Origin of the sequence: Halomonas sp. TP35 (genome assembly GCF_052375975.1) — a bacterium.
GTDB lineage: Bacteria > Pseudomonadota > Gammaproteobacteria > Pseudomonadales > Halomonadaceae > Vreelandella > Vreelandella citrativorans.
Window position 1 is genome coordinate 53,824 of sequence record NZ_JBQSUZ010000020.1, and the last position, 6,956, is coordinate 60,779.

The 6,956-nt window shown below is 51.4% G+C and carries 9 protein-coding genes and 1 other RNA gene; 6 read left to right on the top strand and 4 right to left on the bottom strand.

Annotation, left to right across the window (positions count from 1 at the left end):
• Window positions 1-151 precede the first annotated feature (151 nt).
• The gene (gene recN, locus ACT3RU_RS16600; protein WP_192528397.1) at window positions 152-1,825 is read left to right on the top strand and encodes a DNA repair protein RecN; all 1,674 of its coding nucleotides are present in this window, start codon (window positions 152-154) and stop codon (window positions 1,823-1,825) included.
• 115 nt (window positions 1,826-1,940) lie between these two features.
• Here the strand turns inward: recN and fur are convergent, their stop codons facing one another.
• Entirely contained in the window at window positions 1,941-2,393 is a 453-nt protein-coding gene (fur, locus tag ACT3RU_RS16605; RefSeq protein WP_018917582.1) for a ferric iron uptake transcriptional regulator, read from the bottom strand.
• Window positions 2,394-2,465: 72 nt separating this feature from the next.
• Here fur and ACT3RU_RS16610 point away from each other — a divergent pair, with 72 nt between their 5' ends.
• Window positions 2,466-2,936, top strand: a complete 471-nt coding sequence (locus ACT3RU_RS16610) for an outer membrane protein assembly factor BamE (RefSeq protein WP_087109136.1) — start codon at window positions 2,466-2,468, stop codon at window positions 2,934-2,936.
• A gap of 5 nt (window positions 2,937-2,941) precedes the next feature.
• On the opposite strand, the gene ACT3RU_RS16615 is transcribed toward ACT3RU_RS16610, so the two are convergent.
• Window positions 2,942-3,253: an RnfH family protein gene (locus ACT3RU_RS16615; protein WP_192528398.1), complete on the bottom strand. Its 312-nt coding sequence runs from the start codon at window positions 3,251-3,253 to the stop codon at window positions 2,942-2,944.
• A complete protein-coding gene (locus ACT3RU_RS16620) occupies window positions 3,243-3,677 on the bottom strand; it encodes a type II toxin-antitoxin system RatA family toxin (RefSeq protein ID WP_087108740.1) in 435 nt (144 codons plus the stop codon). The genes ACT3RU_RS16615 and ACT3RU_RS16620 overlap by 11 nt, the downstream gene beginning before the upstream one ends.
• Window positions 3,678-3,803: 126 nt before the next feature.
• Here ACT3RU_RS16620 and smpB point away from each other — a divergent pair, with 126 nt between their 5' ends.
• The 4 genes from smpB to ACT3RU_RS16640 all read left to right on the top strand — a co-directional run bounded on the left by smpB (window position 3,804) and on the right by ACT3RU_RS16640 (window position 5,878).
• Complete coding sequence (gene smpB / locus ACT3RU_RS16625; protein ID WP_087108742.1) at window positions 3,804-4,295, top strand: SsrA-binding protein SmpB; 492 nt, start codon at window positions 3,804-3,806, stop codon at window positions 4,293-4,295.
• 45 nt (window positions 4,296-4,340) lie between these two features.
• Window positions 4,341-4,719, top strand: a transfer-messenger RNA (tmRNA) gene (ssrA, locus tag ACT3RU_RS16630).
• Window positions 4,720-4,821: 102 nt separating this feature from the next.
• Window positions 4,822-5,037, top strand: a complete 216-nt coding sequence (locus ACT3RU_RS16635) for an Arm DNA-binding domain-containing protein (protein ID WP_225733908.1) — start codon at window positions 4,822-4,824, stop codon at window positions 5,035-5,037.
• Window positions 4,958-5,878: a tyrosine-type recombinase/integrase gene (locus ACT3RU_RS16640; protein ID WP_225733909.1), complete on the top strand. Its 921-nt coding sequence runs from the start codon at window positions 4,958-4,960 to the stop codon at window positions 5,876-5,878. Before ACT3RU_RS16635 ends, ACT3RU_RS16640 begins: the two co-directional genes overlap by 80 nt.
• A gap of 22 nt (window positions 5,879-5,900) precedes the next feature.
• On the opposite strand, the gene ACT3RU_RS16645 is transcribed toward ACT3RU_RS16640, so the two are convergent.
• The coding region (locus ACT3RU_RS16645) for an SEC-C metal-binding domain-containing protein (RefSeq protein WP_483392916.1) at window positions 5,901-6,956 on the bottom strand (1,056 nt) is incomplete at its 5' end.

Sequence of the window (6,956 nt, forward strand, 5' to 3'; positions counted from 1 at the left end):
TTTAAAACAGCCCTAAACACGTATAGAGGCTATATGGGGGCCATAAAAGCCATCTCAAGAGGAGCATTGAAGTCAGTTATCGACTACTGTATAAAACAACATTTATTGGATAAGTATCCAGCTTCTGTGTCGCACCGCCTCAGGAGGCATCATGCTTACTCAGCTAGCGATTCAAGATTACGCGATTGTCGACCGCCTTGAGCTTGACCTAACCCACGGCATGACGGCCATCACGGGGGAAACAGGTGCAGGCAAATCCATTCTTCTAGGCGCGCTGGGCCTGTGCCTTGGTGAGCGTGCCGATGCTGGCAGCGTACGCCACGGCTGCGAGCGCACCGATCTATCAGCGCGTTTCGACATTCAACACCTGCCCGCCGCCGTCGAGTGGCTCACAGCCCGCGAGCTCCCCACCGACGAATGCCTGCTGCGCCGTGTAGTGACCGCCAGTGGGCGTTCAAAAGCGTGGATTAACGGCCAACCAGCGACCATCACGGACTTAAAATCGCTTGGCGAGCAGCTCATTCAAATTCATGGCCAGCATGCTCATCAAGCGTTAATGCGTGAAGAGGTGCACCTGGCCCTGCTGGATGATTATGCCGGGCTACGGGAGGCTCGCCAGCAACTGGCAGAAACCTTCCACGAATGGCGCAATGCGCGACGACGGCTTAAAAAGCTCAGTGAAGAAGGTAGTGAAGTAGAAGCCAAGCGCCAACTGCTGCGCTACCAGGTTGAAGAGCTGGACCAGCTTGGCCTGGGTGAAGGCGAACTACAGACGCTTGAAGAAGAGCAACTGACCCTTGCGCATGCCGAAGAGACGCTGCGTGAAACCCAGTTGGCTGCCGACTGCTGCGCCAGCGATGAAGGCGGCGCGCTGTCGCTTCTTAATCAAGCTTATGCACACTTAAGCGCCCTGCCGGGCAGCGATAAGGGCACGCTTGCTAATACGCTCGCCATGCTCAGCGATGCGCGCATTCAGGTGGAAGAGGCCGCAAGCGAGTTGCAGCACTTTGCCAGCAGCACCGAGCTCGACCCAGAGCGCCTGATGTGGGTGGAAGAACGCTTGACTGACATACACCGCATTGCGCGCAAGCATCACGTCGCACCTGAAGAAATTTGTGCCCTGCATAGCACCCTTCAACGTGAAGTGGCTCAGCTTGAAGCCAGCGATGAGGACCTTGAAGCACTGAGTGGACAGGTCGCCGAGTACCGTGAGCGCTACCGCAGCGGAGCCAAGAAAATCAGCGATACCCGTCAAAAAGCTGCCCTACGGCTGGGTAAAGAAGTTCAGCAGCAGTTGGCCTTTCTGGCCATGGGGAAGGCACGTTTTGAAGTGGCCGTTGCTTCGCGTGAAACACCCACGCCTGAAGGATTGGATAGCGTACAGTTTTTAATCAGCGCTAACCCAGGCCAGCCTGCTCGCCCGCTCGCCAAAGTTGCCTCCGGGGGTGAGCTTTCGCGTATCAGCCTGGCGATTCAGGTGGTGGCCGCCTCGCATTCGACGATCCCAAGCCTGGTGTTTGACGAGGTGGATGTGGGTATTTCAGGCGCCACGGCGGAAATTGTCGGCCAGTTATTGCGCAAGTTAGGACAGAACGGCCAGGTAATGACCGTGACGCACCTGCCCCAGGTGGCCGCACAGGCGCATCAGCACCTGCATATTGAAAAGCGTGCCAAGCGAGATTCTACGCGTACCTATATGGCCTTGCTGGACGAGCGGGGGCGCATCAGCGAGCTTGCACGCATGCTGGGCGGGGTCACGCTCTCTGACCAAACACTGGCTCATGCCCAAGAAATGCTGCATGCCAGCCAGCGCCTGCCTCATTAAGAGCTTTATCAAATCACGCTTTCATTAACGGCACGCAAAATACCCCCATGCTGCTCCCTGTAACAAGGAGCGGCATGGGGGTTTCGTCGCGGCCAAAACAGGTTTGCGGGAAACCCTATTTTTTATTGATCGACACGTTAACCTGGCGCGTTACGTCCGACCCACGAGGGCGCACGTAAAGTACCAGAGCGTGATCGACAAGCTCGTAGCCGTGCTCTTCTGCAATTTCTTGCTGGCGTCGTTCAATGATGTCATCAAGAAACTCGATGATTTCACCACTTTCCAAACACACCATATGGTCGTGATGGTCTTCTTGCGTCATCTCAAAGACAGCGTGGCCACCGTCAAAATTATGACGAATTACCAAACCTGCTGATTCAAATTGCGTCAGCACGCGGTAAACGGTTGCCAAGCCAACATCCTCGCCCGCATCAATCAGTGTTTTATACACTTCTTCTGCGCTAAGGTGGTGTTGACCCGAAGCATTTTCGAGAATCTGAAGGATCTTGACGCGCGGCAGGGTCACTTTCAGCCCGGCTTTGCGCAGTTCATGGTTCTGATCGGCCATGGTTGCTCTTCGCAGTAACAGGTTAGGTCGGGTATGATCGACCGAAACCACGATAGTGAAGAACAGGTCCAAATGCAAAAATTGACTCGCATCATTACACTTTCCGTTGCCCTTACTGTTGTAAGTGGCTGTAGTTACGTCGGTGTTTACAAACGTGACATCCCACAAGGCAACCTGGTAACCGAAGAAATGGTTAGCCAGCTTCAGCCGGGCATGACGCAGGAGCAGGTCACCTACGTTATGGGCCGCCCTTTGTTGGAAGCCCCGTTTGATTCAAACCAGTGGGATTACGTCTATCGATTGGACGAAGCGTACGGTGGCGTTGTACAGCGACGCGTCACACTTACTTTTGACCCGATGGGCCGCTTAGCCAACGTTCAGCAGCAGGGCGATTTTTCCACCGATCTTCCGCTAAGCACCGACTCCAGTCTGGGGCCTGCCGTTGAAGGCGCTGACCCGCTGAATACGCTTCCTCAGGAGAATATAAGCACGCAAACACCGGAGACAGCACCCGCACCTCAGCCCGTATTGCGCGCTGAGTAACAACATTACTGGCCGCTTGCTTGGCGTTTGGCACGTTCCAGGCGGGCGGCTTTAGGGTCGATCTCAAGCGGGCGATATACTTCGACACGATCACCGGTGCGCAATGTGTGCGTCTCGGGGTTGCGTAGCGCTTTGCCAAAAATACCCAGCGGCGCCTTGTTGAACGTGTCTTCGGGCAATTCCGGAAACAGTTGAGGCAGGTTAGCAAGCGCTACCGCCTGCCGGGCAGTGGTGCCCTCAGGCACCTCCAGCGCCACTAGGCGCTGTTTGGCAGGCAATGCGAAGGCGACCTCTACCTGAAGGCGATCACCGCCCATACAGCTCGTCAGCGCGCTTAGTGAAAGCGTCTACCAATTGACCGGCTATTTGCTGGAACAATCGACCAAAGGCCATGCTGAGCAGGCGACTGGCAAACTCAAACTCCATTTCCAGACTCACCTTGCAAGCATCATCTCCCATCGGAGTGAACCGCCAGTGGCCTTTCAAGCGCTTAAATGGCCCTTTTACCAGCGACATCTCGATTTGCTCGGGGGCAAACAGGTCGTTACGTGTAGTGATCGTTTGCTCTATCCCCGCACGGCCCAGCGTCATTTCCCCAATTAAATGGGTGGCGTCGCGCTCTACCAGACGCGCCTGACGACAGCCTGGTAAAAACTCGGGGTAGTGTTCGAAATCGTTGACCAGATCGAACATTTGCTGGGGGGTGTGCCGCACCAGGGCGGAACGATTGACGGTTGGCATTGACCTCTCCGCTGACTTCACAGTGCCCAAAGCGTATCATGGGAAACATTTATTCAGACCTTGAATGGTATCACGCCTCCCCATATAACGAAGGGGGTGCCACCGACAGATTATAGATGAGGTTTCATGGCCACTAAGAAAGGTAACAGCAAGGGCCCCGGCAGCAGCGTTATTGCCCAGAACAAGAAGGCAAGATTCGAATACCATATCGATGAGACCTTTGAAGCGGGTTTGGCACTCGCCGGCTGGGAAGTCAAAAGCCTGCGAGCGGGTAAAGCTCAGCTTACCGACACCTACATTCTGGTGCGTAACGGCGAGGCCTTCCTGCTTGGCAGCCATATCATGCCGCTTAATACAGCAAGCACTCATGAAATTGCCGACCCTACGCGCACGCGCAAACTACTGCTGCATCGTAAAGAAATCGCCAAAATCTTTTCGATTACCCAAGACAAGGGCCACACCTGCGTACCGCTCAAGCTCTATTGGAAACGCAATAAAGTGAAGTGCGAATTGGCGTTGGTGACCGGTAAACAGCTACATGACAAGCGGGCGACAGAAAAAGATCGTGACTGGAGCCGTCAAAAAGGACGAATTATGCGGGAACATAACAAGGCTTAACTGGTCAATCAGGTGTGAGCACGTTAGAATGCTCATCTGAAAGAAGGGGGCGACATGGTTTCGACGCCGGTGACAACCCTTGCGGTGCATGCCGAGAGCGTGATGTATCTCGTAAATCCCACATCACGAAAAAATAGTCGCAAATGACGAAAACTACGCTCAAGGCGCGCTAGCAGCTTAAACTGTTAGCTTCTTGTCTGGCCCCAAGGTGATGTGCCTATTCATCATTGAGGGGATACGAGCTAAAGCTGATAGGACCGCGTTTGGTGGTGTCTTCTCGCCAAGCGTTAAACTTTAGAAGGCTCGCGTTGCTGAATCCTGATCGTCGGAGTCAGTGGCGTTAAAACAAATGACGAAATCTAAGCATGTAGAGCCAATAGGCGCGTGCTGGCGGACGCGGGTTCAATTCCCGCCGCCTCCACCAGACACCCCTACAAATCAAGCACCTAGCGGTGCTTTTTTTGTTTCTATATACGACCTAGCGGGAACACAAAACAACATACGAATTATAGAGTTACCCTCATCCTTGAGCTGCTCAACCTTATACCCCGCTAATCTGAAAAAAGCGGCGCAGCATCGCGCCGCTATTCTATCCGCTATCGATTCCGACAAGTTTGACTACCAGGTCACCTTCACCTCGCAGCAAAAATGCCCGCAAGTTTATGCGACAGGACCGCCTCGACAATTACCTGCGCACTTGGCTTGCCGCCAAACAGCCCACGATCAAAGCCAGCACCCATAAGGACTACCGCAAGATCATCAATGGGCAATTGATTCCCCAGTTTGGCCACATGATGCTGGCAGAGATCAAGCGTGGCCACGTCCGCGATTGGGCGGCCACCCTCACCTGCAGTAACAAACGCATATCAAACATCATCAGCCCGCTACGCGCCGCGCTGGACGACGCCATGCACGATGAGTTGATCACCAGCAATCCGCTCGCTGGTTGGCACTACCGCAAAATCGATTCTCCAAAGGAAGTGGATGATATCGATCCGTTCACCGCTGAAGAGCAAGCCGCGATCCTGACCGCCCTGCCAAGCGACGGTGTACCACTGATTCAGTTCGCGCTATGGTCAGGGCTACGCACGTCAGAATTGGTAGCGCTTGAGTGGGGTGATATCGACTGGCGGCAAAAGCGCTGCCGGATTACCCGGGCAATCACCCAGGCAGGAAAGGGAGAAGCAGAAACGACCAAGACCACTGCGGGCACCCGTACGATCGACCTGCTACCGCGTGCGCTGGACGCTCTCAAAAAACAAAAGGCACTCAGCTTTCTACACCCCAGCGGCCGCGTATTTATTAACCCACGTACTGGCAATCCATGGATTGGTGATCAGGCAATACGTAAAACGCTGTGGGCCCACGCCTTGAAGCGCGCTGGCGTCCGGTACCGACGGCCTTACCAGACGCGGCACACCTACGCATCAATGATGGTCAGCGCTGGCGAGCCGCTGGCGTGGGTATCAAAGCAGATGGGGCATACTAGCGTGGTGACTACGGCTAGGATTTATTCGGGGTGGATACCGACTACGAATAGCCAGGCTGGAATGTTGGCTAATCATTTATATGCAATAAAATAACAAGCTTAACTAAATAAGAAATTTAAGACATGCAACATTTTTTGTATTTCTTACCGGAGCCGCAAGGGCACATGCCATTTCTTCTGTAGATTTTATCTTTGTTCCTATAAGGCTTATTCCCAAGCGTTCCAAATACTGAATTATCAGTATACCTATTAACACTTTTCAGAATACCGACTTCTTCATACAACTCAGCGGCTAACTTACACTCTTCTAGAGACAGTGATCGATTATAATCATAAGCTACAACATCTTCAGAACGCCGCTCCTCATTTAAGTAGTCGTTAGCAATAACAACAATATTTTTTAACTCAGGGTAAAGATATTTTGCCACCAAAGAATATGAATGATTATAACCTAAGCGCTCTAACCTATAATCTTTATCGGATCGAGATTTATTCCTTGGGAAAACTAAAAATATATAAAATAGGTCTTTATCTTGTACAGACTTCATCAACCTTGCACTTCTTCTATTTTCCGGAACTTCACGGATTTTCTCAACCAGAGCAGATGAAAGATAATAACGGGAAGTCCTACATTCCGCTGCCAAAAACCTTATAGCTTTCTCATGTAAACTAAAAGGCTGATCTTCTGCAAGGCCAACTTTCCCAGTTAAAACATGCTTAGAAAAATCTTGAATCAAAGAATCCCAAAAGCTACTATTTTTACGTAGGAAATTTCTTTCTTCAAACCCACCCTCATATTTATATTCCCTCCATAGGCCTTCATCTAGAAAGAAACCTTCATTACTTAAAAGATTTGGACCATTGATACTCCCTATTAAAGAATTGTTTTCACTTTGCTCCCTATAATAGTAAGCCAGTATCTCCTCTTCACCACTAGCACCAATCAAAATCTTTTTCTTTATGGCTTTCTCTTTTTCTGAAAGATAGTTTACAAAATCGTAAATAGTATCAAGCTCACTCAAAAGCAAGTCTAATGACTCTTCATCCAGAACATGTATATAACTTTTTTCAGGGTATAACCAGCCAATACGAAAAGGTTCTTCTAAGCACTTTTTATGATCAAATTCATACCACTGATAGAAAGAGGATGATGATTTATTGCCAAAGTATTT